Annotated in this window: 26 protein-coding genes and 1 tRNA gene; 15 read left to right on the forward strand and 12 right to left on the reverse strand. The window is 65.4% G+C overall.

Annotation, left to right across the window (positions count from 1 at the left end):
• The first annotated feature begins 242 nt into the window (after window positions 1-242).
• A complete protein-coding gene (gene rlmN / locus FJ039_00520) occupies window positions 243-1,298 on the forward strand; it encodes a 23S rRNA (adenine(2503)-C(2))-methyltransferase RlmN (GenBank protein MBM4404658.1) in 1,056 nt (351 codons plus the stop codon).
• A 98-nt stretch (window positions 1,299-1,396) separates the two neighbouring features.
• On the opposite strand, the gene FJ039_00525 is transcribed toward rlmN, so the two are convergent.
• The 3 genes from FJ039_00525 to FJ039_00535 all read right to left on the reverse strand — a co-directional run bounded on the left by FJ039_00525 (window position 1,397) and on the right by FJ039_00535 (window position 2,879).
• Window positions 1,397-1,473 (reverse strand) — tRNA-Ile (locus tag FJ039_00525).
• Between the two features lie 125 nt (window positions 1,474-1,598).
• A complete protein-coding gene (locus FJ039_00530; GenBank protein MBM4404659.1) occupies window positions 1,599-2,354 on the reverse strand; it encodes an HAD family hydrolase in 756 nt (251 codons plus the stop codon).
• Window positions 2,355-2,366: 12 nt separating this feature from the next.
• Window positions 2,367-2,879 (reverse strand): adenine phosphoribosyltransferase, encoded by a 513-nt coding sequence (locus FJ039_00535; protein ID MBM4404660.1) that lies wholly within the window; start codon window positions 2,877-2,879, stop codon window positions 2,367-2,369.
• A 127-nt stretch (window positions 2,880-3,006) separates the two neighbouring features.
• Between FJ039_00535 and rsmD the strand changes: the two genes are divergently transcribed.
• The 5 genes from rsmD (at window position 3,007) to FJ039_00560 (ending at window position 6,728) form a co-directional block, all read left to right on the forward strand.
• The gene (gene rsmD, locus FJ039_00540) at window positions 3,007-3,561 is read left to right on the forward strand and encodes a 16S rRNA (guanine(966)-N(2))-methyltransferase RsmD (protein MBM4404661.1); all 555 of its coding nucleotides are present in this window, start codon (window positions 3,007-3,009) and stop codon (window positions 3,559-3,561) included.
• On the forward strand, window positions 3,558-4,037 hold the full coding sequence (coaD, locus tag FJ039_00545; GenBank protein MBM4404662.1) for a pantetheine-phosphate adenylyltransferase: 480 nt from the start codon (window positions 3,558-3,560) through the stop codon (window positions 4,035-4,037). The genes rsmD and coaD overlap by 4 nt, the downstream gene beginning before the upstream one ends.
• Before the next feature lie 24 nt (window positions 4,038-4,061).
• Complete coding sequence (locus FJ039_00550; protein MBM4404663.1) at window positions 4,062-4,643, forward strand: hypothetical protein; 582 nt, start codon at window positions 4,062-4,064, stop codon at window positions 4,641-4,643.
• A gap of 84 nt (window positions 4,644-4,727) precedes the next feature.
• The gene (gene recF / locus FJ039_00555) at window positions 4,728-5,894 is read left to right on the forward strand and encodes a DNA replication/repair protein RecF (protein ID MBM4404664.1); all 1,167 of its coding nucleotides are present in this window, start codon (window positions 4,728-4,730) and stop codon (window positions 5,892-5,894) included.
• A gap of 27 nt (window positions 5,895-5,921) precedes the next feature.
• Window positions 5,922-6,728, forward strand: coding sequence for an NAD-dependent protein deacylase (locus FJ039_00560; protein ID MBM4404665.1), 807 nt, complete (start codon window positions 5,922-5,924; stop codon window positions 6,726-6,728).
• Here the strand turns inward: FJ039_00560 and FJ039_00565 are convergent.
• A complete protein-coding gene (locus FJ039_00565) occupies window positions 6,671-7,129 on the reverse strand; it encodes a PPOX class F420-dependent oxidoreductase (protein ID MBM4404666.1) in 459 nt (152 codons plus the stop codon). The two genes, FJ039_00560 and FJ039_00565, sit on opposite strands and share 58 nt — an antisense overlap.
• Before the next feature lie 156 nt (window positions 7,130-7,285).
• Here FJ039_00565 and FJ039_00570 point away from each other — a divergent pair, with 156 nt between their 5' ends.
• Window positions 7,286-7,705, forward strand: coding sequence for a DUF433 domain-containing protein (locus FJ039_00570; GenBank protein MBM4404667.1), 420 nt, complete (start codon window positions 7,286-7,288; stop codon window positions 7,703-7,705).
• Window positions 7,702-8,046: a hypothetical protein gene (locus tag FJ039_00575; GenBank protein MBM4404668.1), complete on the forward strand. Its 345-nt coding sequence runs from the start codon at window positions 7,702-7,704 to the stop codon at window positions 8,044-8,046. The genes FJ039_00570 and FJ039_00575 overlap by 4 nt, the downstream gene beginning before the upstream one ends.
• 6 nt (window positions 8,047-8,052) lie before the next feature.
• Here FJ039_00575 and FJ039_00580 read toward each other — a convergent pair whose 3' ends face one another.
• From FJ039_00580 to FJ039_00590, 3 genes are all read right to left on the reverse strand, one after another.
• Window positions 8,053-8,640, reverse strand: a complete 588-nt coding sequence (locus tag FJ039_00580) for a trypsin-like serine protease (GenBank protein ID MBM4404669.1) — start codon at window positions 8,638-8,640, stop codon at window positions 8,053-8,055.
• An 11-nt stretch (window positions 8,641-8,651) separates the two neighbouring features.
• A complete protein-coding gene (locus FJ039_00585) occupies window positions 8,652-9,548 on the reverse strand; it encodes a PDZ domain-containing protein (GenBank protein MBM4404670.1) in 897 nt (298 codons plus the stop codon).
• Between the two features lie 122 nt (window positions 9,549-9,670).
• The gene (locus FJ039_00590) at window positions 9,671-10,282 is read right to left on the reverse strand and encodes a response regulator transcription factor (protein MBM4404671.1); all 612 of its coding nucleotides are present in this window, start codon (window positions 10,280-10,282) and stop codon (window positions 9,671-9,673) included.
• Window positions 10,283-10,396: 114 nt separating this feature from the next.
• Here FJ039_00590 and FJ039_00595 point away from each other — a divergent pair, with 114 nt between their 5' ends.
• On the forward strand, window positions 10,397-11,581 hold the full coding sequence (locus tag FJ039_00595) for an alanine--glyoxylate aminotransferase family protein (protein MBM4404672.1): 1,185 nt from the start codon (window positions 10,397-10,399) through the stop codon (window positions 11,579-11,581).
• Here the strand turns inward: FJ039_00595 and FJ039_00600 are convergent.
• Genes FJ039_00600 through FJ039_00610 form a run of 3 tightly spaced genes read right to left on the reverse strand, consistent with a single transcriptional unit; the run spans window position 11,578 to window position 15,690 of the window.
• Window positions 11,578-12,870 carry a 4Fe-4S dicluster domain-containing protein gene (locus FJ039_00600; protein ID MBM4404673.1) on the reverse strand — a complete coding sequence of 431 codons (1,293 nt, stop codon included), beginning with the start codon at window positions 12,868-12,870 and terminating at the stop codon, window positions 11,578-11,580. The two genes, FJ039_00595 and FJ039_00600, sit on opposite strands and share 4 nt — an antisense overlap.
• On the reverse strand, window positions 12,867-14,225 hold the full coding sequence (locus tag FJ039_00605) for an FAD-binding oxidoreductase (protein MBM4404674.1): 1,359 nt from the start codon (window positions 14,223-14,225) through the stop codon (window positions 12,867-12,869). The genes FJ039_00600 and FJ039_00605 overlap by 4 nt, the downstream gene beginning before the upstream one ends.
• A 7-nt stretch (window positions 14,226-14,232) precedes the next feature.
• Window positions 14,233-15,690, reverse strand: a complete 1,458-nt coding sequence (locus FJ039_00610) for an FAD-binding protein (GenBank protein MBM4404675.1) — start codon at window positions 15,688-15,690, stop codon at window positions 14,233-14,235.
• Window positions 15,691-15,751: 61 nt separating this feature from the next.
• Here FJ039_00610 and FJ039_00615 point away from each other — a divergent pair, with 61 nt between their 5' ends.
• Genes FJ039_00615 through FJ039_00625 form a run of 3 tightly spaced genes read left to right on the forward strand, consistent with a single transcriptional unit; the run spans window position 15,752 to window position 19,379 of the window.
• The gene (locus FJ039_00615) at window positions 15,752-16,909 is read left to right on the forward strand and encodes a glycerate kinase (GenBank protein ID MBM4404676.1); all 1,158 of its coding nucleotides are present in this window, start codon (window positions 15,752-15,754) and stop codon (window positions 16,907-16,909) included.
• Window positions 16,910-16,927: 18 nt separating this feature from the next.
• Window positions 16,928-17,629 carry a response regulator transcription factor gene (locus tag FJ039_00620; protein ID MBM4404677.1) on the forward strand — a complete coding sequence of 234 codons (702 nt, stop codon included), beginning with the start codon at window positions 16,928-16,930 and terminating at the stop codon, window positions 17,627-17,629.
• Window position 17,630: 1 nt separating this feature from the next.
• Window positions 17,631-19,379, forward strand: coding sequence for a HAMP domain-containing protein (locus FJ039_00625; GenBank protein MBM4404678.1), 1,749 nt, complete (start codon window positions 17,631-17,633; stop codon window positions 19,377-19,379).
• On the opposite strand, the gene FJ039_00630 is transcribed toward FJ039_00625, so the two are convergent.
• Window positions 19,360-20,736, reverse strand: a complete 1,377-nt coding sequence (locus FJ039_00630; GenBank protein ID MBM4404679.1) for an MFS transporter — start codon at window positions 20,734-20,736, stop codon at window positions 19,360-19,362. The two genes, FJ039_00625 and FJ039_00630, sit on opposite strands and share 20 nt — an antisense overlap.
• On the opposite strand from FJ039_00630, the gene FJ039_00635 reads away from it, so the two are divergent.
• Complete coding sequence (locus FJ039_00635) at window positions 20,618-21,556, forward strand: 50S ribosomal protein L25 (protein ID MBM4404680.1); 939 nt, start codon at window positions 20,618-20,620, stop codon at window positions 21,554-21,556. The two genes, FJ039_00630 and FJ039_00635, sit on opposite strands and share 119 nt — an antisense overlap.
• A gap of 2 nt (window positions 21,557-21,558) precedes the next feature.
• Here FJ039_00635 and FJ039_00640 read toward each other — a convergent pair whose 3' ends face one another.
• Window positions 21,559-22,512: a methionyl-tRNA formyltransferase gene (locus FJ039_00640; GenBank protein ID MBM4404681.1), complete on the reverse strand. Its 954-nt coding sequence runs from the start codon at window positions 22,510-22,512 to the stop codon at window positions 21,559-21,561.
• A 112-nt stretch (window positions 22,513-22,624) separates the two neighbouring features.
• On the opposite strand from FJ039_00640, the gene dnaA reads away from it, so the two are divergent.
• Window positions 22,625-24,109 (forward strand): chromosomal replication initiator protein DnaA, encoded by a 1,485-nt coding sequence (gene dnaA / locus FJ039_00645; GenBank protein MBM4404682.1) that lies wholly within the window; start codon window positions 22,625-22,627, stop codon window positions 24,107-24,109.
• Window positions 24,110-24,363: 254 nt separating this feature from the next.
• On the forward strand, window positions 24,364-25,638 hold the full coding sequence (gene obgE, locus FJ039_00650) for a GTPase ObgE (GenBank protein MBM4404683.1): 1,275 nt from the start codon (window positions 24,364-24,366) through the stop codon (window positions 25,636-25,638).
• Window positions 25,639-25,641 lie beyond the last annotated feature (3 nt).

The raw sequence follows: 25,641 nt of genomic DNA on the forward strand, positions 1-25,641 counted from the left end.
CGAGGAAGCTATCAAGAAGAGTGAAGGGAGCCCGGGCTGAGCGCCTTTTCTGGGCGAAAGAGCGCCAGGACGCAGGCATCCGGCCACGGAGAGCACACTGCTGCTGATAGGACGCGGTCGCAGGACAAGGGCGCCTGTGGCGTAGCGACCAAGAACGGCACCGGGTGCGTGGAGCGGCGGCGAGTAGTTACGGGCTCGCTCGATCCAGTTCCCTCTGTGATAATGGTCAGGAGGAGCCCGCCATGCCTCTAACGCTTACTGCCCCCATCACCCTCTTTGACCTGAACGAGAGCGAGCTTGAAGCGTTCGTCGTCGCTCACGGCGGGAAGGCCTATTGGGCGCGTCAGCTCTGGCACAACCTCTATCGTAAGCGGGTCACCTCGTGGAAGGAAATGCCGGAGGTCCCTTCGGAGCTGCGCCGCCGGCTCGCGGAAGAGGCGGCTTTCGGGGTACCGAGCTTCGGTCGCGAGCAGGTCTCGGCTGACGGCACAACGCGCAAGCTGCGCATGAAGCTGCATGACGGCGCCAGCATCGAGACGGTGTTGATGGAATACCGTTCCGGGCGCAAGACGGTCTGCGTCTCAAGCCAGGTCGGTTGCGCCGTGGGCTGTCCCTTCTGCGCCACGGGCGAGATGGGCCTTTTCCGAAATTTGACGCCGGGGGAGATCATCGCGCAGGTGCTGCACTTCGCCCGCCAACACCCGATCAACAACCTCGTCTTCATGGGCATGGGCGAGCCCTTCCTCAACTATGACAACACCTGGAAGGCTATCACCATCCTGAACTCCCCCAACGGCTTCGGCATGGGCCCGCGGCGGTTCACCCTTTCCACTTCAGGCATCATCCCCGGCATCATGCGCCTGGCTGAAGAGCGCCTCCCGGTCAATCTCGCCGTGAGCTTGCATGCCCCCAACGACGATCTCCGCCGCAAACTGGTGCCTGTCAGCGCCAAGTACCCGCTCGCGGACCTGCTGGCAGCCTGCGACGCCTACACGGAGAAAGCGGGGCGACACATCATCTATGAGTACGTCCTCCTCGCGGACGTTAACGACTCGGACGACATCGCCCATCGCGTGGGGCGTCTTTTGCAGGGCAAGCCCGCCCATGTCAATCTGATTCCGGTGAACCCTTCTTCCGGTGGTTTCTATCGCCCCTCGCGCGCTCGACAGATTGCCTTCCAGGATATCGTCCGTCGTTACGGCGTGCGCACGACTATCCGCGCCGAGAAGGGCATCGAAATAGGCGCGGCGTGCGGACAGCTGGCTACAGCGAGAGGTGTTCCGAAAGAGCCCCGTTAGGCACTGGTTTCGAGCCCGCCAAGACACCGTCGTTGAGCACCTGTACCGCCAGCCCGCGCAATAGGGTTGCCGCGCCACGTACGAAGGGGGAGGAGAACTGGTGGGCGATGGTAGACTCGAACTACCGACCCCGGTCTTATCAGGACCGTGCTCTAACCACCTGAGCTAATCGCCCGTGCACAGCGCGCCTGAACGGGTTCCCCCCAACAAGTCAATCACACAGAGCAAATCGGCGGGGGAATATATCCACTCTACCCTGCTGGCCCTCCGGGAGTCAAGGCGAAACGGAGCTTCGTAAGACTACCCCCACAGCCGGTCGAGGGCATCCAGGAGCTGGTTGAGGGAGGCGATCTGGGCGTCCGGTTCGACCTCAACGGCCCCCTCTTTTCGCTTGAGCCAGACAGCCTTGAGCCCTGCGCGCTTGGCGCCGAGGACGTCGTTCCGCGGGTGATCGCCGACGTGGACCGCTTCGTGGGGCGCGCCGCCGATGCGCTCCAGGGTGCGGTGGAAGATGGCCGCCGCCGGCTTGGAGAGCCGCTCCTCATCGGAGAAGGTGAGGGTATCGAAGAAGCGAGCGAGGCCGACCTGCTCCATGAAGACGCGCTGGGTCTTCCCCGGCGTGGAGCCAGTGTTGCAGATGAGGGCCATGCTATAGCCGCGCGCTCTCACGCCCTCCAACGCCGCCAGGGCATGCTCATCAATGCGCGGCGGATGCTCGTGGTACGAATCGGCATAGCGCGCGGCGATCTGCTCGCGGGCGCTGCGTGGCAGGCGCGCGGGGAGCCCCGGAGCGATCTCCTCGAGGAACCGGTCCACCTGCTCGTCGAAGGGGGCATCGCCTTCGCGCTTACGGAGGTCGTTCAATGCGGCCTGGCAGCGACGGTAGGCTTCGGCGATGCCCTCAGAGGAGAAGGCGAGGCCCGATTCGCGAAGGATGCGCAGGGTCTCGTTCAAGCGGACCTGCATCCGGGGCGCGCCTACCTCCATGGAGTCGCGGATAAGCGTCTCCCAGAGATCGAAGGTGACAGTGCGAAGGGGCCTCTTGCGGGAGGACATGGCAGGAGGCGGCTAATACCGGACGAGGGAGAAGACGTCCACGCCGGCAAGCTTCTCGCGGCCATTAAGAAAGCCGAGCTCGATGAGGACGGCAAGGCCCGCGACGTGCCCGCCGAGCTGTTCGATGAGGGACTTGGCGGCCAGGGCCGTCCCGCCGGTGGCCAGGACGTCATCCACGATGAGAACGCGCTTACCCGGAGGAACGCCATCCCGGTGGATCTCCACAGCGGCGGTGCCGTACTCCAAGGCGTATTCGACAGAGGCGGTTTTGTGCGGCAGCTTTCCTTTTTTCCGCACCGGCACGAAGGGCGCGCCGAGCTCGAGCGCCAGGGGTGCGCCGATGATGAAGCCGCGCGCTTCGATGGCGACGACGCTATCAATCTTCTTCCCCTTGTAATGGCGGGCGAAGCCGCGGATGGCCGAGCTGAAAACGGCGGGGTCCTGCAAGAGCGGCGTGATGTCCTTGAAGACAATGCCCTTTTTGGGAAAGTCGGGCACATCGCGTATATATTTCGTGAATTCCATTTCGTGTGTATCCAGGCCTGGACGGCGCGCCGGAGCCTGCTCCTTCCCTTGACGCCAGATAGCGATGCCAGTAGTATCATGATACATTCTCAGAAGTGCCTCCGCTACGGAAGGGAGCAAGGGTTCGGTGCGAGTCATCACCGGCCAGGCAAAAGGGGCGCGGCTCAAGTCCTTGCGCCAGACGGGCCTCCGGCCCACCTCATCCCTCGTCCGCAACGCGATCTTCTCGGCCCTCCAAGCGCGCATTGATCCAGGCGCGCGCGTCCTGGACCTCTACGCAGGCACCGGGGCGCTGGGCATCGAGGCGTTGAGTCGCGGCGCTGGGCATTGCGACTTCGTGGAGCAGGACCGGCGCACGGCGAAGCTCATCGAGGAGAACATCGCAACGCTTGCGCTCTCATCCCAGAGCCGCGTCATCTGCGCGCCCGCCCTCCGGGCCATTGGGATCCTGGAGGGACCGTACGACCTGGTGCTGATGGACCCGCCCTACAGCTCAAAGGACACTCCCGAGGCGTTACGCCTCCTGGTGGAGTGGGGCCTAGTGGCCCCAGGCGGCATCGTAGTGGTGGAGCACGCCTGGCGCGATGGCGCCCCCGCCGCGCCCGCAGGCCTTTCGCTCGATAAGACACGTCGTTACGGCGATACCGCCATCAGCTACTACACCAGGATGGCTTCCCAGTGACAACCGCCGTCTACCCAGGCAGTTTCGATCCCGTTACCCTCGGACACCTCGATATCGCCCGTCGCGCCTCCGCCGTTTTTGACAAGCTGATCGTGGCGGTCTACGATGCGCCGCCGAAGAAGCTCCTTTTCGATACAAAAGAGCGCGTCGCGCTGTTCAAGGAGGCGGTGAAGGGCCTGACGAACGTCACCGTCCTGCCGTACAAGGGCCTGACGGTTGACTATGCGCGCACGATGAAGGCGACGGTCCTTGTGCGCGGGCTTCGGGCGATCTCCGACTTCGAGTATGAGTTCGAGATGGCGATGATGAACAACAATCTCGCCCCAGAAGTTGAAGTGGTCTGTATGATGACTCGTACGGAGTACCAGTTCCTTAGCTCAAGCCTTTTGAAGGAAGTCTGCTCCCTCGGCGGCGATGTGAGCAGGCTCGTTCCCAAGCATGTCGCCGCCGCACTCAAGTCCAAGTACCGCGGATAGCGGACGCATGGAAGGAGCCAGGGCATGACGACGAAACAGCCGAAGCTGCGCAACCGGATGGAGGTCTTCGAAATCCTGGACCGCTTGGAGGCAATCGCCGGGGGCGCGACGAAGCTCCCGCTGACCCAGCGCGCCGTCATCAATCCGCGGGATATCCAGGAGCTCGTTTCCCAGCTCCGCCACTCGCTGCCGCAGGACATCGCCGAGGCGCAGCAGATCATCCGCTACCGCGACACCATTGTGAAGCAGTCCCAGGATGAAGCGACCGGCGTGCGCAAAGCGGCCGAGCGCGAGTCCATGGAGAAGGTCTCCGACACGCAAGTGGTGAAGGACGCGAAGACGCGAGCGGAGGAGATTCGAGCGCAGGCCAAGAAGGACGCCGCCGACCTCATCGCGCAAGCGGAGGTGCAGGCGACGACACGCATCAAAGGCGCGGACGAGTATGCCGTGGACGTCCTTCGCAAGCTCGAAGAGGAGCTGAACACGCTGCTCCTCACCGCCCGCCGTGGCCTTGAGGCCCTTGAGGCCGGCCGCGAGCTGCAAGAGGAGCAGGCGGAGCAAGAAGAAGAGGAAGAGCAGTCCTCCAAGGGCAAGAAGAAGCGCTAGCTCTTCTTCCCGGTCCGTCTCGCTCTCCGTCCGCCGTGCCTATAATGGGCACATCTCCCTAGCCGCTCGCGCTGAGGCCCCTGGGTGCACATCCGCCGCCTCTCCCTGGAAAACTTCCGCAATATCCAGCGCCTCACGCTGGACTTCCCGGTTGGGCACACGGTCCTCCACGGCGAGAACGCCCAAGGAAAGACGAACCTGCTTGAGGCGGTCCACGTCTTCGCGACGGGCAAGTCCATACGGGCGGAGACGGAGCGGGACATCATCCGGTGGGAGGCGCACGGGGACGAAATCCCCTTCGCCCGGCTGCAGGGCCTCTTCCGCAAGGCGAACCGCGACCTCCAGCTTGACGTGGTGCTCCAGATCTCAAGGGCCGAGGGCGTTTCCAGAGAAGAGGAGCCCCAGCTGGTGAAGCGCATCCGCGTGAACGGCGCGCCGAAGCGGGCGGCGGCGCTCATCGGCGAGGTGCAGGCCGTACTCTTCGAGCCGCAGGACATCGAGCTGGTCTACGGCTCGCCGGGAGGGCGCAGGCGCCATCTGGACGCCACGCTTTCACAGGTGGACCGCGTCCTTTTCGACGAGCTGACGAAGTACGGGCGCGTCCTGGAGCAGCGCAATCCCTTGCTGAAGGCCATCCGCGAAGGGCGCGCCGCCAAGAACGACCTGCACTTTTGGGATGACCGGCTCATACAATCGGGCAGCGCTATCATCGCGGCGAGGGCGCAGGCGCTCAGGGAGCTGGCGCTGCTCTGCCAGGCCGTCCACGGCGAGTTGACCGGAGGCAAGGAACGCCTCGAGGTCGTCTACAAACCCTCCGTGCCCTTACTTGGCGAAGGCGACGAAGCCGCCATCGCCAAGGCTTTCGCAGCGCAACTCGCGGCACAGCGGGAGCGCGAGCTGGCCCAGGGCGTCTCCGTGGTTGGGCCGCACCGGGACGACTTCTCGTTCCTTGTGAGCGGCGTCGAGTTGGCCTCCTTCGGCTCCCGGGGGCAACAGCGCTTGGCGACACTCGCCTTGAAGCTGGGCGAGGCGCGATACATGACGGCGCGAACCGGGGAGCAGCCCATCCTTCTGCTGGACGACGTGCTCTCCGAGTTGGACGCGCCGAGGCGGTCCTTCCTCCTGCAGAACGTCAGCGGCCACGAGCAGTCCATCCTCACCACGGCTGATCTACCGTCTCTGGACGCAGGCTTCCGCCGGAAAGCGAACCTTCTCCGAGTGAGCGCGGGCGCCATCGGGCGCGACGCATAAGGCGATCCGCGCTACAATCTGGGCGTCATGCCGGCGAACGACTTTTCCAGCGAGACGCTCCGCGCCATCAACGACGCCGCGCGCCTGGTGCTGCGGGCTAAGCACACGGTGGCCCTGGTGGGCGCGGGCCTTTCGGCGGAGAGCGGCATCCCGACCTTTCGCGGGCCTGGCGGGCTGTGGACCAAGAAAGGCGAACCGGACATGCGGGGTTACCAAGCCTTCCTGCGAGACCCGAAGGCCTGGTGGGAGAACCGCCTGAAGCCGCAAGACCCGGACATGGAGGCCTTCACGAAGGCGCTGGAAGCGGGCAGGCCGAACCCGGGGCACTACGCCCTTGCGGTGATGGAGCGCTCGGGATGCCTCCAGCACATCGTGACGCAGAACGTGGACAACCTGCACCAGGCGGCGGGCAGCATGAAGGTGGCGGAGATCCACGGCAACCGCTACAAGGTGCGCTGTCTCACCTGCCTGGCGCGCTACCACCGCGATGAGATCCCGCTGACCGTCCTCCCGCCGCGCTGTCCGAGATGCCAGGGCATCTTGAAGGGCGACGGCGTGATGTTCGGCGAGCCGATCCCGCAGGACGTCCTGGGCGTCTGCCAGGAGCAAGCCTTCCTGGCCGATTGCATGCTGGTCATCGGCACCTCGGCCCTGGTCTACCCGGCGGCGAGCCTGCCGACGATCGCCCAACAGCGGGGCGCGCCGCTGATCGAGGTGAACCCGTTGCCGACGGCGCTTTCAGGCGCGTGCGACGTCATCATCCGCGCGCCCTCCGGTCAGGCGCTCCCGTACCTGGTAGAGCGCATCCGCGCGCTCAAAGAGGATGCGCAGTAGCCGTCATTCGAGGACGCCGACCGTTTCCGGGCGGATGACGAGGATGACGCAAACCTCGCCGGGGCTTCCCCAGGGAAACTGCCTCTCTCCAAGATACCGCGGGAGAGCTTGTGGATATGCGCCTCCGCGCCTTTGTGACGCCGCTCTATGACGCGGCCTCGGACGTAGATTGCGTCGTAGGGATCCTTGGTGTCAACGGCGGAGATGGCGACGCGCGGATCCCTCGCCACGTTCAGCGTCTTTTGCTGCTCATCCGTAGTATTGACGAGGATGGTGTTCCTCTCCAGATCGAGCCAAACGGGGGTCACCTGAGGGCTTCCGTCCTCCATCAACGTGGCCAGGTGGCCGATGTTCGCCTGTGTAAAGAACCTTTTGTGCGCGGCGGTCAGCTTGGCGGGCATGTGGGCCTCCTTGCGACGTCCGTACGGTCACAGGCGGGCCGGCGGCAGGGCCTGGCCGCCTTCATAGTACCAGGGCTCCGGCCAGCCCCGCACGCAGCGCCTTTGTAGACGATGAATGACAACGTAGTACAATGGGATACATGAAGGAGGCTCCGCATGAAAACAATCCAAAAGAGCCTTCGCGTTCCTCAAGAGGTCGCGGAGGGAATCGAAGGCTTAGCCGACGCCGCACAACGCGATTTCTCTTCGCTGACGAACGAGCTCCTGGAAGAAGCGCTCAAGATGCGCCGTTGTCCTGGGATCTGGTTCGCCGAAGGTCCATCAGGACGTCGTGCTCGCATCGCTGACACGGGGCTGGATGTCTGGGAGGTCATCGCAGCATACAAACACATGTCGTCATCATGGCCGCGCCTCCGCAAAGCCTACGACTGGCTCACCCAAGCCCAGCTCCGCGCCGCCCTCGGCTATTACGCCGCCTATCCGGATGAAATCGAGCGCGCTCTCACCCGCAACGTATCCTGGACGAAAGAGCGCTTAGGGAAGCAGCACCCTTCGCTGCGGGCGATGGCTGAGTGAAGTATTACCTTGACGAGGATATCAACCCCCGCGTTGCTACATTGCTTCGCGCCGCCAGAGTGGACGCAGTCAGCGCTCATGAGGCAGATGCGCGGGGGTTGACCGGCGGGGAGCAGCTCCGGCTTGCCGCGAAGGCCGGGCGATGTCTTGTCACGCGCAACCGGGACGACTTCATCAAGCTCACGCTGCAATGGTTCAACGATCAGCGTCCGCACTTCGGCGTCCTCATCGTTCCCTATTCGATTCCGCCCGACCGCATCTCCACGATAGCTGCTGCTTTGACCGACTATGCACGCCGACACCGAGAGGGTCTTCACCCGTACACCGTTGACTTTCTCTAGCGCCCTTCACACGCCGAAGGCTTCCTTCAAGAAGCGCTTCACCGCCGCCACGGGCACCGCAAGGCCGACATCCAGCCCAGCCATCATCGTATTGATGCCGACCAGGCGGCCTTCGGCGTCAACGAGGGGGCCGCCCGAGTGTCCCGGGCGCACGTGGATACCGGCCGCGAGCCATTCGCGCGCCGGACCGCCGTCCAGGCGGACCTCTCGCCGCTTGCCGATGTAGACGCCCGCCGTGGCCGCGCCGGGGACGCCCCACGGGTTGCCGATGGCGAAGAGGAATTGCCCAGAGCGCAGTCTATCGGAATCGCCGAGGGCGATGGGCGTGAGGCCTGAGGCGGGGGCGGAGAGCGCGGCGAGATCGTAGTAGCGGTCGTCAGCCAGGATGCGCGCTTCGACTCGGCTCCCGTCCGGGAGAGAAACCTCCTTCACGCCGCCGCCGATGACATGGGCGTTGGTCACGATGAGCCCGTCCGGGTGCACGATGGTCCCTGAGCCGAAGCCCGATCCGCTCTGGATGTGGACGAGGCCGTGTTCAGCCTGGTTCACGGTCTTTGCAAGCTCATTGTTAAGCGCGTCAAGGATGGCAGGCATGACGATGCTCCTTAGGGGCGTTCACCGATTATGACCGAGAGGTCGCGGACCTGGCCCCCGCGCACCACAGTCACTTGGACGGCCTTGCCCACGCGCTCGCCGCCAAGGGAGGCCAGCAACTCGTTGGGGAAGCGCACAGGCTGCTTTTCGAGAGCGATGACGATATCGCCGAGGAGGAGCCCCCCTATATCGGCGGGGCTTCCCGGTTCCACGGAGTTCACGAGGAGCCCTGTCTCCTGCTTGGCCTGTTGCGCCGTGGCCCCCTGGAGACGCACGGGGTAGGTGCCGATGCCGAGGTAGCCGCGCTTCACCCTGCCGTGGGCAAGGATCGCCTCGACGACGCGGCCGATGGTGGCGTGAGGAATCGCCACAGGCGCGCCGCGATTGAGGGCCGTGGAGTTCATCCCGGCGAACTGTCCCGCGCCGCTGACGAGGGGGCCGCCGGAGAAGCCGGGGCACATCGTGACGTCCGTCTGGACATAGCGATCTATTCGGCCGCCGACGGCAGTGCGCCAGGCATCGCCCAGGGCGCTGACGACGCCGATGGTGGCCTGCACAGTGCGCCCGGGGCGGCCGAGGGCGAGAACGATATGGCCGACGCGGAGCGTCATATGCTCGGCCCATGTGGCCTTCGCGAGCCCCGTCACTTGGACGCGCAGGACGGCGATGTCCGTCGTAGGGTCGCGCCCCGCGAGGCTCGCCTGGGTACTCGCGCCGTTCGGCAGGCCGATGCCGATGCCCTCATCGCGCTCGAGAGCGTGGTTCGCCGTCACGATGACGCCATCGGACGACCAGACGATGCCGCTGGCTGGGAGTCTGCTTCGCCCTTCCACGCGCACGATGGACGGCCCTGCCAGCTCAACCGTTGTTGCAAGATTCTCCGAGAGCGTTCCTAGGATGCTCGACATCGCTTTCCTCCAAATGACGCGCCGCTACACAGCCATGCACGATTCCGATAGACCAACGATAGAAGCGCTGCGGCAGGAGGGGACTAGCCGAAGGGCTAGTCTTTCCCTAGGAAAGAGGACAGTTAGAGGATGATGAGCCCGAGGCGCGTCGCACGGGTAACCGCCTCGGTGCGGCTCTGCGCGCCGAGTTTGCCCAAGATGGCGTTCACATGGAACTTCACGGTGTGCTCCGTGACGTTCAAGCGGCCTGCGATAGCCTTGTTGGAAAGCCCTTCGGCAAGGAGGCGCAGGACCTCGATCTCCCGTGATGTCAGCTCGTCGGCGGCGTTCAGGCCCGCCTGGGGGGCCCACCCGCGCTCGGCCAGCGAGGCATCGTAGACCGCGATGCCCTCCGCCACGGCATGGATGGCGGCCTGCACCTGGGAGGGACGCGCAGTCCTCTTCAAAAGGCCGCGGGCGCCGGAGAGGCGAACCTCGGCGGCCTGGGCGGCATCAGCGACGAGGGGGAGGGCTAGGGCGCGGACGGCCTCGAGGCGCGCAGGCAGCAACGGCCCCCAGCCGACGTCCCAGAGCAACACTTGCGCCGAGAAAGCAGCTAGCGCTTCGGGCGTCGCCTCACCTTCCGTGAGCTGGGCAGAGATGCTCACCCCTTCGCCCCTTTCCAGGAGCGCGGCAAGCCCCGCCCGGGCCAGAGCATCATCGCCGATGATCACAATCGTGACGGCTTGCGGCATAGGTGCATCCCATTAGATGCAGCAGGGCCGTAAGGGGTGGCACGCCCTTTCCTTGACGGCCCGCCGAAGCCGCTGCTAGGCTGACCGCTACGCCTTTCGACTCCCGGAGGAAGCATGACCGAACGCACCGTGGGCGAGCTAAACCCGCCCGAACGCCTCTTGCTCGGCCCAGGCCCGGCGAACATCCCGCCGTGCGTCCACAAGGCCATGAACACACCCTTGCTTGGCCACCTTGATCCGGCCTTCCTCGCACTCATGGATGAGACGGTGCATCTCCTGCGCCTTGTCTTCAAGACGGCGAACAAGCTCACCATTCCCGTCTCCGGCACAGGCTCCGCAGGGATGGAGGCGGCGCTGTGCAACGTCATCGAGCCCGGCGATACAGTTGTAGTCGGCGTGCACGGCTACTTCGGCGAGCGCATCACGGATATGGCATCGCGCTACGGAGCAAAGGTCGTGCGCGTTGAGGGGGAATGGGGCAGGCCCCTGGACCCGGCGCAGTTCAAGGCGGCCTTGGAAAAAGAAAAGAGGGCCAAGCTCGTCGCTATCGTCCATGCCGAAACGTCAACAGGCGTCTTGCAACCGCTCCCCGAGCTTGCGCGCCTGGCCCACGACCACGGGGCGCTGCTCCTGGCGGATACGGTGACCTCGCTCGGCGGCGTGGACGTGCGGATTGACGAGTGGGGCGTGGACATCGCCTATAGCGGCACGCAGAAGTGCATCGGCGCTCCCCCGGGCCTTGCGCCCATCACCTTCGGCCAGCGCGCGCTGGATGTGCTCCGCAATCGGAAGAGCAGGGTGGCTAACTGGTACCTGGACCTGACGATGCTCGATAAGTACTGGGGCTCCGAGCGCACCTACCACCACACCGCGCCGATCACGATGGTCTACGCCCTGCGCGAGGCGCTCCGCGTCGTCGTGGAAGAGGGGTTGGAGCAGCGCCACGCCCGGCATCAGGCGGTCGCGGCGGCCTTTCGCGCGGGCGTGGAGGCGATGGGTCTGGGACTCCTGGCTCCGGCGGCCTTCCGCGCGAACCCGCTCACGACAGTGAAGATCCCCCAGGGCGTGGACGATATGGCGATGCGCAGCGCCCTCCTCAACGAGTTCAACATCGAGATCGGCGGCGGGCTTGGCCCCTTGAAGGGCAAGATCTGGCGCGTGGGCCTCATGGGCTACAACGCCACGCCGAAGAACACCTTCACCCTCTTGAGCGCCCTAGAGCGGCTGCTGCCGCGACAGGGCTTCAAACCGGCGCCCGGCGCAGGCCTGGCCGCGGCGCAGAAGGCGCTGGGCGGCTAGTCCCGGTACGATTCGTCCAGCAACTCAACAACGTGCGCCACCCGGGCGCGCATCCCGTTGCGCTCAACGCCGCGCTGGAGCTGAAGCATGCAGCCCGGGTTCGCCGTGGCGATGATCGCCGGCTGCGCCGCAGCGACATGCTCCATCTTATGCTCGAGGAGCCGCGACGACATCTCCGGCTGAACGATGTTATAGACGCCTGCCGCGCCGCAGCACATATCGGCGTTCTGCATCTCGATGAGCTTCAGCCCCGGGATGGCCCTCAGCACCGCGCGCGGCGCATCCTTGATGCGCTGGGCGTGAGCCAGGTGGCACGAGTCCTGGTAGGTCACGCGCGCTTCGATGGCCCTTTTCCCCGGTGCCAGGGGCAGGCCCGCCAGGAATTCGTTCGCGTCCTTCACCATCTTCCCAAAGCGCTCCGCCTTCTCCCGGTAGGCCGAGTCGTCCTTCAGCAGGTCGCCATACTCCTTCATCGCCGAGCCGCACCCGGCGGAGTTCACGATGACGGCCTCCGCACCGGTTGCCAACAAGACGTCTATGTTCTTCCGCGCCAGGGCGCGGGCTGCTTCGCGCTCGCCGCCGTGGGCGCTGAGCGCGCCGCAGCAGCCTTGACGTCTGGGCACGACCACCTCACAGCCGTTGTGCGCTAAGACGCGCGCCGTCGCCTCGTTCACCGGGCCGTAGGTGAGCGGCATCACACAGCCGTTCAGCATCGCGACCAGGCGCTTCTTCGCGCCGAGGGCAGGGACCACTTCGCCCCTGGGCGGCGAATAGAACTTGGGCAGCATCGGCAGTTGCTGGTCCATGCGGTCAAGGGGGCCGAAGGGCTTGAGCAGGCGCAGCTGGCGCACAAGCCACTGGAGGCCGGTGCGCTGGTAGAGCTTGAGGCAGTAGCCCATCGCGCGCATGAGCCGCGGCCTGGGGAGCAGCACGCGGAATGCGAGCTTCCGCCCCACGCGCTCGACGAACGCTCGCTTCGTCTTTGCGGCGATCTGCGCGCGCGTCGCCTCCATCATGCGGCCGAAGGGAACGCCCGAGGGGCAGACGGCTTCGCAGGCGCGGCATTGCAGACACAGCTCCAGGTGCGCCGTCGCCGTCTCCGTGAGCCCCGTGCGCCGCTCGTGGACCGCCTTCATGATGGAGATGCGCCCGCGCGGCGATTCGGTCTCCAGGCCCGTCTGCACATAGGTGGGACACGATTGCAGGCAGAGGCCGCAGTGGACGCAGCGCCAGATATCGGCCTCCGCCGGGGCGTCCTGTCCGGAAAAGAAGGGGGCCTGCGCGCTCATAGGCCGCCCACAAACCTTCCGGGATTCATGATGCGCGCCGGATCGAAGCGCTCCTTCAGGTTGCGCATGATGGGGAAGTCGTTCCCCAGCTCGCCCCAGACGTCAATGGCGCGCTTGATGGCGGCGGTGGCGCTCTCCAAGATAAAGGTCCCGCCTCCGTTGGCCGTCGCCTTGCGCAACGTCGCCGCCGTCTCGCTCATCGGCCTGGCTTCGCCGGGGCCTCCGCCTTCGGCCCACCAGGCTGTGCGGATGATGCCGCCCGCCAGATGGGCGACGATCGCCGCTTCCAGATGCGTGCTTTCGGCGAGGGCCTCATGGCCGTGGACGAGGCGCGCGAACTCGGGGAACCGCGTCGCCGCCTTGGTGATCATCGAAGATGGCCGGTCAACGCGACGGCCCATGTTCACAATTTCTCGCCACAAAGCGTCGTGCGCGCCGGGGTCGTCAACCACGAGCGGCTTCCCCTGCGCTTCGGCGATCAGTTTGTGGGCGACCTGAACCTGGCGCTTCACCGCCTCAGGCTTCCCATCAAAAGCCACAGCAACAAAATAATCCCGGTCGCCCATATCCGGCAGGGCGGCGCGTGGGGCCGAAAGTCGGTATGCGGCGGCGTTGAAAAGGTCGAGGGCAACCGGGCGGAGGCTGCTCTGCATGAGTAAAGCGGCGCAGGCCAGGGCCTCCTCCAGCTTCACGAAGGCCCCGAGCAGCGTCGCCCGCGACTCCGGCAGCGGCGCCAGCTTGAAGGTCGCCTCCGTGATGATGCCGAGGCTGCCGAGGGCGCCGATGAAGAGCTTGCAGAGGTCGTAGCCGGCGACGTTCTTCACGACTTTGCCGCCGCCCTTGATGACCAGGCCGTTCGCCTCCACAACCTTCACACCGATGAGCCTGTCCCTGGCGGCGCCGTAACCAAGCCGGCGGGAGCCGGCGACGTTCGCCGAAAGGATGCCGCCGATGGTGGCCCTATCCGCGTGCGGCGAATCAAGGGGAAGCATCTGGCCGTGTTTTGCCAGGTTGCGGTTCAACCCCTCAAGGGTAATGCCCGCCTCCACCGTCACGGTGAGGTCGGCGGGCTCGTGCTCCAGCACGCGGTTCATCCGCCGCAGGCCGATGACCACGCCCGGGCGCTCAGGCGGGCGGCCAAGGGACACCATCGTGCCGCCGCCGCGGGCCATCACCGATATGCGCTCCTGCGCCGCGATCTTCATCGCGCGCGCCGTCTGCGCCGCATCCCCGGGAAAGAGCGCCGTCCGGGGAACAACGCCGTCCACCGCGAAGGCGCTCAATTCGCCGCCTGAGGCGATATACTGCGCGCCGACGGCGGCGGCGAAGGTCTGTTCTAGGCTGGCGGTGGTCATGGCGCGCTCACAGCACCGCTTCAGCGCCCATGGCGGCGCGCATGGGGTGGCGGCTCGCTTCGCCGCAGCCCCGGCCCGTGGGGAGCACCTTGCACGGGTTGAAGTTCTCCGTGGCGTAGAAGGCCGCCTTCACCTTCTCCATCGCTGCCATGTCGTCGGCGGAGAAGATGAGCGGCATGAAGCTCTTCTTTTCGAGACCCACGCCATGCTCTCCTGTGATGGAGCCGCCCACTTCAACGCAGACGCGCATGATCTCCTCGCCGGCGAGCAGGACGCGCTCGCTTTCGCCCGGGACGCGCTCATCGAAGAGGACGTTGGGGTGCAGGTTGCCATCGCCCGCATGAAAGACATTGGCGACGCGGAAGCGGTGGCGCTCGCAGATCTCCAGCACCCTGGCAAGGACCTCCGGCAGCTTGGAGCGCGGAACAACGCCGTCCAGGATGTAATAGTTGGGCGCCAGGCGGCCAAGTGCCCCCAGCGCGCCCTTGCGGCCGGCCCAGAGTCGCTCGCGGTCTTCCGGCCTCTCGGCGGAGCGGATCTCTCGGGCGGCAAGCCCCTTGCAGACTTCCTCTACAGAGGCCGCCTCGGCCGCGACGGACTCCCGCAGGCCGTCCACCTCGATAAGGAGCACGGCTCCCGCCTCCGGCGGATAGTCCGCGCCGTCAACGGCCTGGCTCACTGCGCTCATCGTCACCTTGTCAATCATCTCCAGCGCCGCCGGGATGATGCCCGCCGCGATGATGTTGGAGACGGCGCGGCTTGCCTGGCTGACATCATCAAAGATGGCCAGCAGGGTCCGAACCGCCTCCGGGTTCTGGGTGAGCCGCACCAGCACCTTCGTCGCTATGCCCATCGTTCCCTCGGAGCCGACGAAGAGTCCTGTGAGGTCGTACCCCGGCCTGTCTTGCGTCGGCCCGCCGAGCCAGACGATATCGCCGTTGGGAAGGACGGCCTCCGCGCCGAGGATGTGGTTCGTGGTCACGCCGTAGGCCAGGCAGTGCGGCCCGCCGGAGTTCTCCGCCACGTTGCCGCCGATGGTGCAGGTGCGCTGGCTGGAGGGATCGGGCGCGTAGTGCAAGCCGTGCTTCGCGGTCTGCTGGCTTAGGTGAAGGTTCACGAGGCCCGGCTCCACCAGGGCCGTCCGCGCGATGGGGTCTATCTCCAAAATCCTGTTCATGCGCGTCAGGCTGATGAGCAGGCCTCCTTGTATCGCCACCGCGCCGCCGCTGAGCCCGGTGCCTGCTCCCCTGGGGAGCACGGGGGCGCCGTGCGCATTCGCCAGCTTGACGAGCGCCGCGACCTGCTCCGTCGTCGTGGGGAAGGCCACGACGCTCGGCGCGCCCTTGCCGATGGAACCATCGGCCTCAAAGACCAACAGGTCTTCGGGCTCAAAGAGCACGGCGGACGGGCCGACGATCTCTGCGGCTTCGCGGGCAAGGTCCGGCTGTTTCGTGCGCTTCGCCATCCGGCGCGCCTCCCTGAAATCTCGATGATTATACAACCCTAACCTGGTATACTCCGCCGTCATGAACGTCCTGTGCGCCCCGCAGGCTTTCAAGGGCAGCCTCACCGCGCTCGCGGCCGCGCAGGCGATGGCCGAAGGCGTTCGCCAGGCCTTGCCCCAGGCCACGGTCACCATCGCGCCCATGGCCGATGGCGGCGATGACACCCTCGATGTCCTGGTCTCCGCCACCAGGGGCCGCTACTTCACTGCTCACGTTCAGGACGCCCTTGGGCGGGCCATCTCTGCTCGTTGGGGCGCGTTGGGCGATGGCGAAACCGCCGTGGTGGAGATGGCTCAGGCCTCCGGCATCCGCCTCCTCAAGACAGAGGAGCTTGACCCCCTGCGGACGACGACCTTCGGCACGGGCCAGTTGATCACGGCCGCCCTAAAGGCAAGTTACCGAAAGATCCTCGTCGGCATCGGCGGTAGCGCCACGGTGGATGGAGGCACAGGAGCCGTTGCGGCGCTTGGCGGGCGCTTCCTTGACTCCTCAGGCGCTCCCTTGCCTCCCGGCGGCGGTGCCCTGGCACGGCTCCATCGCATTGACCTCTCGGCTCTCGATGTGCGCCTGGCCCAGACGGCGATCAGCGTCGCCTGCGACGTGGACATCCCGCTCTGCGGACCCCGGGGCGCGTGGACCTTCGCGCCCCAAAAGGGAGCGACCCCCCAGATGGCGAAGGAGCTTGCAGCCGCTATGGAGCACTTTAGCGCAGTCGTCGCCGCCCAGGCGGGCGTTGACTTGCGCGCGATGCCTCTTGCCGGGCCCGCCGGAGGTTTGGCCGGAGGTCTGCATGCCCTCTGCAGAGCCAAACTGCTGCACGGCTCCAAGCTGGTCCTCGGCGTCACCGGCCTGGACAAGCGTATCGCTCAGGCGGACCTGGTCATCACCGGGGAGGGCGCGTTCGACCGCACGACGCTCTCCGGCAAAGGCCCCAGAGAGGTGGCCGCCTGCGCCAAGCGCGCGGGCGTGCCCGTCATCGTCGTCGCCGGGCATGTGGCGACGGACCTGCCCGACCTGGCGGGCCTGGGCATTGTGGGCGCGGAGCCGCTTCTCGCGCACGCTCCCTCCCTGGAATATGCGACGGCCCACGCCGCCGCCATCATCACCAAGGCGACGGCCGCCGCGTTAACAAAGCGTTATCAGGGCGGCGCGCCGGGATGGAAGGCTTCCCGGGTATAATGGGTGCGGAGTGTTGCCATGGCCTCTCCGGCCGTTCTCGTCGTCGAGGATGAAGAGACCCTCGCGCGCGCCATCACGTACTCACTGGAACGCGAGGGCTACTCCGCACTCGCGGCCAAAGACGGCGCCGAAGGGCTCGCCATGGCCAAACAGCATGCCCCCGACCTGGTCATCCTGGACCTCATGCTGCCGAAGATTGACGGCCTTGAGGTCTGCCGGATCCTCCGCCGCGAAACAACGCTCCCAATCCTGATGCTGACCGCGAAAGCTGAAGAGGTGGACAAGATCGTGGGTCTGGAGCTCGGCGCAGACGACTATATGACCAAGCCCTTCAGCATGCGGGAGCTGATGGCGCGGGTGAAGGCCCTCCTCCGGCGCGTGGAGCTGGACAGGCGCGCGGCCAAGGCCGCTCCCGCAGGCGAGGTCCTGCGCAGCGACGGCCTCACCCTCGATCCCGCCGCCCGCCGGGTGAAGCTGCGCGAAAGGCCCATTGCCCTGCGCCCCAAGGAGTTCGACCTGCTGGCCTTCCTGATGCGCAACAAGGCCATCGTCTTCACGCGCGACGCGCTCCTTGAGCAGGTCTGGGGCTATGAGTACGGCGGCGATTCGCGAACGGTTGACGTACACATCCGATGGCTCCGCGAGAAGATAGAGGAGGCGCCCGGCGAGCCGAAGCATCTCCTCACCGTGCGCGGCGTCGGCTACAAGTTCGAGGGCTAGCATGCCAAGGAGTCTCTTCTGGCGCGCCTTCCCCGTCATCCTGCTTCCGCTGATCGTCGTCCTCATCGTCCTCGGCGTCATCCTCGCCGGGCGCGCCCGCGATAACGCGGAAGCGGCGCTGGAGAAGCGCCTCTCGGCGGAGGCCCGCGGCCTCTCCGCCGCTGCGAGCTTTGCTCTCAACGACCCGCGTCGCGATGTGCTCCTCATGGCGGCCAGCGCTTCCCTTCTCGACGGCAAGAGCGACGCGGCCATCGTCCGCGCAGACGGGTCCCTCGTCTTCGCCTCGAACGCTCAGGCCTCCCTGAGTCTCCGCGACGCTCCGGAGGTTGCGGCGGCCCTTTCCGGGGGCGAAGGCCGCTCGATGCGCCTCAGTCCTGACACCGGGGAGCGCCGCCTGTACCTGGCGGTTCCCCTGCGCGGCCTCGATGACCGGATCGTCGGCGCTGTTCGGGCCTCCGCGCCCGCCGCCTCCATCGGCGCCGCAGGCGGCGGCGTGGCTGCGCCGCTCCTGATCAGCGGGGCCATCGCCCTCGCCGTCTTGGTGGCTGCCGCCCTGTGGATCACGGGGATGCTGCGCCGCTCCCTCCGGCAGCTGGCCGATGTCACCACGCGCCTCTCCGGCGGCGCATTGAGCGAGCGCGTCTCCGAGCCGGTGGTCGCGGAGGCGGAGCCGCTGGCCCTGGCGATCAACGAGATGGCGGACAGCCTGGAGAAGCAGGTCCGCATCGGCTATGCGGAGCGCGATACGCTGGGGACGATCATCAACAGCATGGCGGACGCCCTTCTGCTGGTGGACGCTGGAGACATCGTGCGCGTCGCGAATCCGGCGGCGGTCCGCCTCTTCGCCGCGACGTCGGGCGGCGTGGTGGGCGCGCGCCTCATGGCGGTCGTGCGCGACCATGATATCGGCCGCCTGGCGAACGCCGCCGGAGCCGAGGGGCGCCGCCAGTCCCGCCACCTGGAGTTCGGCTCGGAGCGGCGGCTCCTCAACGTGACCGCCACGCCCATCCGCTTCGAATCGGAGTTGGGCGTCCTTGTCCTGGCCCAAGACCTGACGGAGATCCAACGACTGGAGGCGATGCGCAAGGACTTCGTCGCCAATATCTCCCACGAATTGCGCACGCCGCTCGCCTCAGTCAAGGCCGCTGTGGAAACGCTCGAGGGCGGCGCGCTCCAAGACCAGGCTGCCGCTAAGGACTTCCTCTCCCGTATCAACGTGGAAGTGGACCACCTCACGGAGATCGTCCAGCAGCTCCTTGACCTATCCCGCATCGAGACCGGGCGCGTCCAGTTCGATCTGGCCCCGCGCGCCGCTGCCGAACTTATCCGGGAGGCCGTGCATCGCATCCAGCCGCAGGCGGAGAGGCTGGGCCTCCAGGTGAACGTTGACCTCGCCGAGGGGCTGCCGGCTGTCGTGGCAGACAGCGCCGCTATCCACCGCGTCCTCATGAATCTGCTGGACAACGCGATGAAGTACACGCCTAAAGAACGTTCCGTCTCCGTCACGGCGCGCGTGTCGGGCGCGTTCGTGGAAATCTCTGTGCGCGATGCGGGCGAGGGCATCGCCTCCGAAGACCTGCCGCATGTCTTCGAGCGCTTCTACAAGGCCGATCGCTCCCGGGCGAGCAAAGGCGCGGGGCTGGGGTTGGCTCTCTGCAAGCACATCGTCCAGGCGCACGGCGGCATCATCTGGGCCGAGAGCGATCTCGGGAAGGGCTCCGTCTTCCGCTTCACCCTCCCGGCCGCGTAGCGGCGCCGCCTTCAGGCTCTCGTGCGCCGCGCAGCCGGAAGATCATCCCCACCTGGGTGGCGGCCGCTGAGAGGCCGAAGATCGCCAGCGCCGTCTGCGGGGAATAGGCGTTCGCCAAGCCGCCCACGGCCAGCTGTCCGAGGGGCGCGACGCCCCAGATTACGATGCGGATGGAGAAGACCCTTCCCTGAAACTCCTTCGTCGTCACCACCTGAACCAGCGTCATGTTGATGATCATATAGAGGGACTGGAAGAACCCGACGAGGAACATGAGGAAGACGGAGAGCAGGAAGAGCTCCGAGCGCGCAAAGCCCGCTACGCACAGGCCCGAGAGGACGCCGAAGAAGAGCATCCACCCCGTGTTCCGGGAACGGGAGGCGCTCACGGCGAGGGCCGCCGCCGCGATGAGCCCGCCGATGCCCGTGGCGGTCTGAAGCCAGCCGAGCCCGGAGGCGTCTACCTTCAGCACGTCCCGCTGGAAGATGGGCAGGAGCGATTGGTAGGGCGCGGAAAACATCGTAACCAGACCCGCGCCGATGAGCAACTGCGCCAGGAACGGCGTCTTTCCTATATATCGGAACCCGTCCACAAAGGTCTGCATGGCCGATTGGCCGCTGACCTTTCGCGAAGGCGGCAGCCTGGGAACCCGCAGCACAAGGAGCAGGCCGACCACGTTCACCGCCAGGGCGGTGTAGTAGGCGGCCTCAACGCCGCCGCCGCTCACGATGAATCCCGCGATGGCCGGGCCTGCGATCATGGTGACGTTGAAGACGCCGTTGAACAGCACCAGGCCGTTCGGCGCGGCCTCCGGCGCGACCAGGTCGGCGATCATCGCCTGGCGCGCGGGGAGGGTTACGCCCATGAGGAAGCCACTGATAAAGCCCAGGACCATCAGGGCCGGGACGCTGATGCCGCCGGTTGTGACCAGAATCGCTGTAATGAGCGTCACGCCCAGGTTCAGCGTCTCTGCGGCAGCGACGAGAAGCTTGCGGTCCACCCGGTCGGCGAGAGCGCCCGCGAAGGGGGCAAAGATGATGGGGGCTGATCCCATCGCAAAGACGGCGGTGATAGTGAAGGGGTCCTCTGTCAGGTCGCGGGCCAGGTAGCCCCGGGCCAGCCCTTGCATCTGCAGCGCGCTCCAGGTGAAGAACGAAGCGAACCACAGCCAGCGATAGCCTGGGTTATAGAGGGCGAGGATCGCGTTATGTCTGCGCGTTACTGTAGAAAAGGAAGCGGCCATGGGGCGCTCTCCAAGGCGCGCCTTCAGTATAGGCCCTCCAGGAGCGCGGTTGCAGCAGAGGCCCGGTTGCGGTATTCTTGATGCTCGTTTGCACCCCCTCCGCGAGTGTGGAACCATGGCTCAACTAACCTTAGATGTTCGTGCGCGCGCGTTGACCGGCAAAAAGAGCCGCTATCTGCGGCGAGCGGGCTTTGTCCCCGCCAATCTCTATGGCGCCGGGATGGTCTCCTCCTCCCTGCAGGTTGACGCCAAGAGCCTTGTCAAGGCAGTTGCCACCACCTCGCGGAACAGCCTCGTCTCTCTCAAGGTCCACGGCGAGTCCGTTGAGCGCAGCGCCTTCATCTGGAACATCCAGCGCGACCCGCTGACCGAAGAGATCGTCCACGTTGATTTCTATCACGTGGACCCTGCCCGCAAGATGCGCGGGCGCGTTCCCCTCACCGTGAAGAACGTTGACCCGAACCTGGCGAAGAACGAGCTCCGCGTCGCCATCATGATTCCGGCTCTTGAAGTCGAATGTCTCCCCGCCGATCTGCCGGTCAGCATCACGATTGACTGCACAGACCTGCACAAGCTCGGTGACGACGTGAAGGCCTCGGCGCTCCCCGTCCCTGAGCGGGTCACGATGCTGACCAAGCCCTCCCAGGCCGTGGCGAAAGTGGCCTTCGTCCAGAAGGTCAAAGAGATCGAAGAGGCTCCCGTGGCCGCCGCCGAAGGCGCTGCCCCGGCGGAAGGGGCCGCCGCTCCCGCAGGCGAAAAGACTGCCGAGGGCGCAGCGCCCGCTGCCAAAGGTGGCGCTGCCGCTCCCGCCAAAGGCGCCGCTCCTGCGGCAAAGGGCGGAGCTGCCGCGCCGGCGAAAGGCGCTGCTCCTGCCGCCCCCGCCGCCAAGGGCGCCGCTCCCGCGAAGGGCGCTCCTGCCAAGCCGGAGAAGAAGTAGCTCTAGCTCGGGAGCCGTTCTCCGGGAAAATCGGGCCGCCCCGCCAGGAACTCCTGCGCCGTCATCGCGCGCTTGCCTTCAAGCTGCAGTCGCTCCACGACCAGCGCTCCGCTTCCCGCGCAGATGGCCAACTGCCTTCCCCTCTCTCCGTCCCCGGTAGCATTTAGGAGCACTATCGCTCCAGGCGCGCCGTACACGCCATCAAGCGGTCGGGCTTGCAGGATCTTCACATTCGCGCCTCGCCATGTGGTGAAGCTGCCGGGCCACGGACTGTACGCCCGCGTCTGCAGCCACAACTCCCGCGCCAGGCGCGACCATTCGATCCGCCCGTCTTCCTTCTCCACGAGCTTCGTCACAGTCGCCTCGCGCTCGTCCTGCGCCCGGGGAGAAATGCTCCCGGCAAGCCACAGCGAGAGCGTCTCCGTTAGCAGTTCCGCGCCCTCTCGGGCAAGCCGCTCGCCAAGGCTTCCCGTCGTGTCGTCATCATGGATCGGCGTTCGCCGCTGCGCGAGAACCGGGCCCGTGTCCATCCCGGCATCGAGCAGCATGATGGTGACGCCCGTCTCCCGATCCCCCGCAAGGATCGCCGCTGCCAGGGGCGAAGGCCCCCGGTACTTCGGCAGGAGCGATGGGTGGATGTTGAGCGCCCCTTTGGGCGCGGCGTCCAGAACAGCCTGCGGCAGGATCTTTCCGTACGCGGCGACCACAAGCACCTCGGGGGAAAAGCTCCGCAGCTCGTCAATCGCTTCAGGGGCGCGAAGGGTCTTCGGCGTGCAGACGCGCAAGCCGAGCTGCAGCGCGCGCCGCTTCACCGGCGTCTCTTCGATTTGCCGTCCGCGCCCGGACGGACGGTCCGGCTGGGCATAGACGGCAACGACTTCGCTGCCTCCTCGAACGAGCTGCTCGAGCGCAGGCACTGCGAAATCCGGCGTTCCCATGAAAATGACGCGCGCCATCGTCAGACGATTATAGAGCGACGATTTCCCGGGGACAAACGGCTCTCGTGATGTTTTTGCGCACGAACGCGCTCGTGGCGATTGTGTGCGTTTCGTTTGTCGTTTCGTGAGCATGCGCATTTCTCTAGAAAACTCGCGACGAAATGACTTGACCGCATCCTGTCACTGCTGTACCTTGTGCCACGGACTTTTCCACTCCCTCTGGTTTTTGGAGTTTTCCTTGATCGTGCGGCTCGCCCGCGAAGTCTGGGAGACCGCCCTCGGGCGTCTCCAAGTCGAAGTCACTCGTCACAACTACGAAACCTGGCTGAAGGACACGGTAGGACTGGAATATAGCGGGGACGTCTTCACCGTAGGCGCTCCCTCCGCTTTCGTGGCGGAGTGTCTTGAGAAGCGGATGACGCCGATCATCCACAAAACCCTCAAGGCGCTTCTCCAGCGAGAGGTTACAGTCACCTACCGAGTCGTTCATGCAGGAATCGCGGCGCAGGACGATGGCGGACTCTCGTTGCGCGCGCCTGCTCCAGCCGCTCCCGCCAGAGAGCGCTCGCGCCCCCAGGGGAACAGCCTCAATCCGCGCTATACCTTCGCCAGTTTCGTCGTTGGCAAATCGAACCATTTCGCTCACGCCGCCGCCGTCGCCGTCGCTGAAAATCCGGGGCACAGCTACAACCCGCTCGTCATCCATTCCGGCGTCGGCCTGGGGAAAACGCATCTCCTGCACGCCATCGCCCATCACGTGCAGAGCAAGGGCCTGCAATATCTCTATGTGAGCGCGGAGCAGTTCACCAACGACTTCGTCTCCGCCCTGCGCGAATCGCGCGTCGAGGAGTTCCGGGAGAAATATCGCAGTATTGATGTGCTCCTCATTGACGATATCCAGTTCATCGCCGGCAAGGAACATTCCCGGGAGACCTTCTTCCACACCTTCAACGACCTGCACCTCGCAAGCAAGCAGATCGTCATTTCCAGCGATGCCCTTCCCCGGTCGCTGCCCCTGCTGGAGGACCGCTTCCTCTCCAGGCTGGAGGGCGGCCTTCGCGCGGAGATTCTCCCTCCCGATCTTGAGACGCGGATGGCCATCCTCACCAAGAAGGCCCAGCAGATGCATATCGCCGTGCCGCCGGACGTGGTGGACTTCATCGCCCGCAAGGTCCCCCGCAACATCCGCGAGATGGAGGGCGCCTTCAACCGCCTCCTCGCCATGGCACAGCTCACGAACCAGCCGCTTACCCTCGATCTCGCGGCCCAGGCCGTCGCTGATCTGCCCACAGTCGCAAAGCGCCCTGCCACCGCGAACCCGCAGGAGATCGTCTCCGCAACCGCCGCCTACTTCGGCCTCACGCCGGACGATCTTCGCGCGAAGACGCGCAAGAAAAACATCGCCCACGCGCGCCAGGTCGCCGCCTACCTCCTCCGCGAAGATACCAATCGCTCCCTTGCCGAGATCGGCCAGCTCCTCGGCGAACGCGGACACAGCACGGTCCTTCGCGCGCACGATAAGATCGCCTACGAGCTCAACTTGGACGCGGAGCTTCGCAAGCAGATCGGCGAGGTTCGCGACTCCATGGATCAGCGTCGTAGCCAGTCTGCCTAACCCGGCCCGCGACTGTGCGTAAGTGGCCCCTTGTTGTGCATAACCCTGTTTTTCTGTGCGTTTCCTGCCTCCTCTCCACCTCTTAGCTCGTCGCAGTTCCCGCGTTAGGGACACCCTGCACAGTTCGCACTTCTCTGCGCACACTAGAACTCGCGAGCCACTCCTGCAGTCATCCTATAATGAGCACAGCGCGCACAGGCTTATTAACGCTACTACTATATATAGAAATGATCTATCTTCTTTAGAAAACAACTATGATAGACATTCTAGAAATCGTTGCGACTGCCGGAGATGGAGGCAGTGGAGCGATCAGCTTCCGACGGGAGAAAAACATCCCTCGCGGCGGTCCTGATGGGGGAGATGGAGGCCGGGGTGGAAGTATCTTTCTGAAGGCCTCCGCGCAGGAGGCAACCTTGCGTGCCTTTCGGTACAAGAGGGAGTTCAAGGCTAAGCCGGGGGATGCTGGCAGCAGTAATAACAAGTTCGGGAAGTCGGGAGAAGACGTCACAATCGAAGTGCCGCTCGGAACCGTGATTTGGAGGCATACGGATGCACGGGAACTCCAGAAGTACGGAGAATTGCTGAAGGAAGGGGAGACCCTTCGGATTGCCAGGGGTGGAAAAGGAGGCAGAGGGAACGCTACCTATGCAACGCCCACGCAACAGGTGCCTTACATCGCTGAGCGCGGAGAACCTGGAGAGAAGGCAAAGTACAAGCTTGAACTAAAACTGCTTGCTGATGTGGGAATCATCGGGAGGCCGAACGCAGGAAAGTCTACCCTGCTGGCGGCCGCTACCAAGGCCCAGCCGAAAATAGCGCCCTACCCCTTCACCACACTGGAACCCATGCTTGGAGTTGTCACAGTCGGGGACACGAACTTCGTGCTTGCTGAGATTCCAGGCCTCATCAAGGGCGCGCATGCAGGAGTAGGCCTCGGCCATGAGTTCCTCCGGCACGCAACCCGTACACGCCTCCTGCTACACCTTGTGGACGGCTCTCTGGAAGACATCGCCGAGGCCGTCCGGGAAATAAACTCCGAACTGCGCGAGTATGGGGCTGGCCTCCAGGAGAAGCCGCAGATCTTCGTTGTGAACAAGGTAGACATGCCGGAGGTGGACGGGAGCCGGAAGGAGATACGGGAGGCCCTCCGAAAGTTTGGTTCTCAGCTCTATTTCATCTCGGCCGCTGGAAATGTCGGCGTGAAGCAATTGATGGAAGTCGTCGCCCAAAGGGTGGTAGAGGCCCGCGCGGAGGAGGCGGAGCGGGAGAAAGAGGCCGTCGCAGAGCCGATAGCGGTTGTGGCCGAAGAGCCTCCTCCGAAGCCAAAGGCGCACAAAGAGGGCGATGTCTACATTGTGGACGAGCCGCGCGCAATCCGGCTGATCCTGGGGAGCGACCTTAGGCATTGGGCAGGGCGTGTCCAGGCAAAGGTTCAACTTGACCGCCTGGGCGTCAGCCGGGCCCTGGAGGAGCTGGGCATAGACATCGGCGATAGAGTGCGCTTCGGCGGCGTGGAATTAGAATGGTAGGCC

It is taken from the genome of Chloroflexota bacterium (assembly GCA_016875535.1).
GTDB lineage: Bacteria > Chloroflexota > Dehalococcoidia > SHYB01 > SHYB01 > VGPF01.

Excerpts from the sequence above, each read along its gene's own strand:
- rlmN (MBM4404658.1), top strand. The coding sequence starts at position 243 with ATGCCTCTAACGCTTACTGCCCCCATCACCCTCTTTGACCTGAACGAG.
- FJ039_00530 (MBM4404659.1), bottom strand. The coding sequence starts at position 2,354 with ATGTCCTCCCGCAAGAGGCCCCTTCGCACTGTCACCTTCGATCTCTGG.
- FJ039_00535 (MBM4404660.1), bottom strand. The coding sequence starts at position 2,879 with ATGGAATTCACGAAATATATACGCGATGTGCCCGACTTTCCCAAAAAG.
- FJ039_00550 (MBM4404663.1), top strand. The coding sequence starts at position 4,062 with ATGACGACGAAACAGCCGAAGCTGCGCAACCGGATGGAGGTCTTCGAA.
- FJ039_00560 (MBM4404665.1), top strand. The coding sequence starts at position 5,922 with ATGCCGGCGAACGACTTTTCCAGCGAGACGCTCCGCGCCATCAACGAC.
- FJ039_00565 (MBM4404666.1), bottom strand. The coding sequence starts at position 7,129 with ATGCCCGCCAAGCTGACCGCCGCGCACAAAAGGTTCTTTACACAGGCG.
- FJ039_00570 (MBM4404667.1), top strand. The coding sequence starts at position 7,286 with ATGAAAACAATCCAAAAGAGCCTTCGCGTTCCTCAAGAGGTCGCGGAG.
- FJ039_00580 (MBM4404669.1), bottom strand. The coding sequence starts at position 8,640 with ATGCCTGCCATCCTTGACGCGCTTAACAATGAGCTTGCAAAGACCGTG.
- FJ039_00585 (MBM4404670.1), bottom strand. The coding sequence starts at position 9,548 with ATGTCGAGCATCCTAGGAACGCTCTCGGAGAATCTTGCAACAACGGTT.
- FJ039_00590 (MBM4404671.1), bottom strand. The coding sequence starts at position 10,282 with ATGCCGCAAGCCGTCACGATTGTGATCATCGGCGATGATGCTCTGGCC.
- FJ039_00595 (MBM4404672.1), top strand. The coding sequence starts at position 10,397 with ATGACCGAACGCACCGTGGGCGAGCTAAACCCGCCCGAACGCCTCTTG.
- FJ039_00600 (MBM4404673.1), bottom strand. The coding sequence starts at position 12,870 with ATGAGCGCGCAGGCCCCCTTCTTTTCCGGACAGGACGCCCCGGCGGAG.
- FJ039_00605 (MBM4404674.1), bottom strand. The coding sequence starts at position 14,225 with ATGACCACCGCCAGCCTAGAACAGACCTTCGCCGCCGCCGTCGGCGCG.
- FJ039_00610 (MBM4404675.1), bottom strand. The coding sequence starts at position 15,690 with ATGGCGAAGCGCACGAAACAGCCGGACCTTGCCCGCGAAGCCGCAGAG.
- FJ039_00615 (MBM4404676.1), top strand. The coding sequence starts at position 15,752 with ATGAACGTCCTGTGCGCCCCGCAGGCTTTCAAGGGCAGCCTCACCGCG.
- FJ039_00620 (MBM4404677.1), top strand. The coding sequence starts at position 16,928 with ATGGCCTCTCCGGCCGTTCTCGTCGTCGAGGATGAAGAGACCCTCGCG.
- FJ039_00625 (MBM4404678.1), top strand. The coding sequence starts at position 17,631 with ATGCCAAGGAGTCTCTTCTGGCGCGCCTTCCCCGTCATCCTGCTTCCG.
- FJ039_00635 (MBM4404680.1), top strand. The coding sequence starts at position 20,618 with ATGGGGCGCTCTCCAAGGCGCGCCTTCAGTATAGGCCCTCCAGGAGCG.
- FJ039_00630 (MBM4404679.1), bottom strand. The coding sequence starts at position 20,736 with ATGGTTCCACACTCGCGGAGGGGGTGCAAACGAGCATCAAGAATACCG.
- FJ039_00640 (MBM4404681.1), bottom strand. The coding sequence starts at position 22,512 with ATGGCGCGCGTCATTTTCATGGGAACGCCGGATTTCGCAGTGCCTGCG.
- dnaA (MBM4404682.1), top strand. The coding sequence starts at position 22,625 with ATGCGCATTTCTCTAGAAAACTCGCGACGAAATGACTTGACCGCATCC.
- obgE (MBM4404683.1), top strand. The coding sequence starts at position 24,364 with ATGATAGACATTCTAGAAATCGTTGCGACTGCCGGAGATGGAGGCAGT.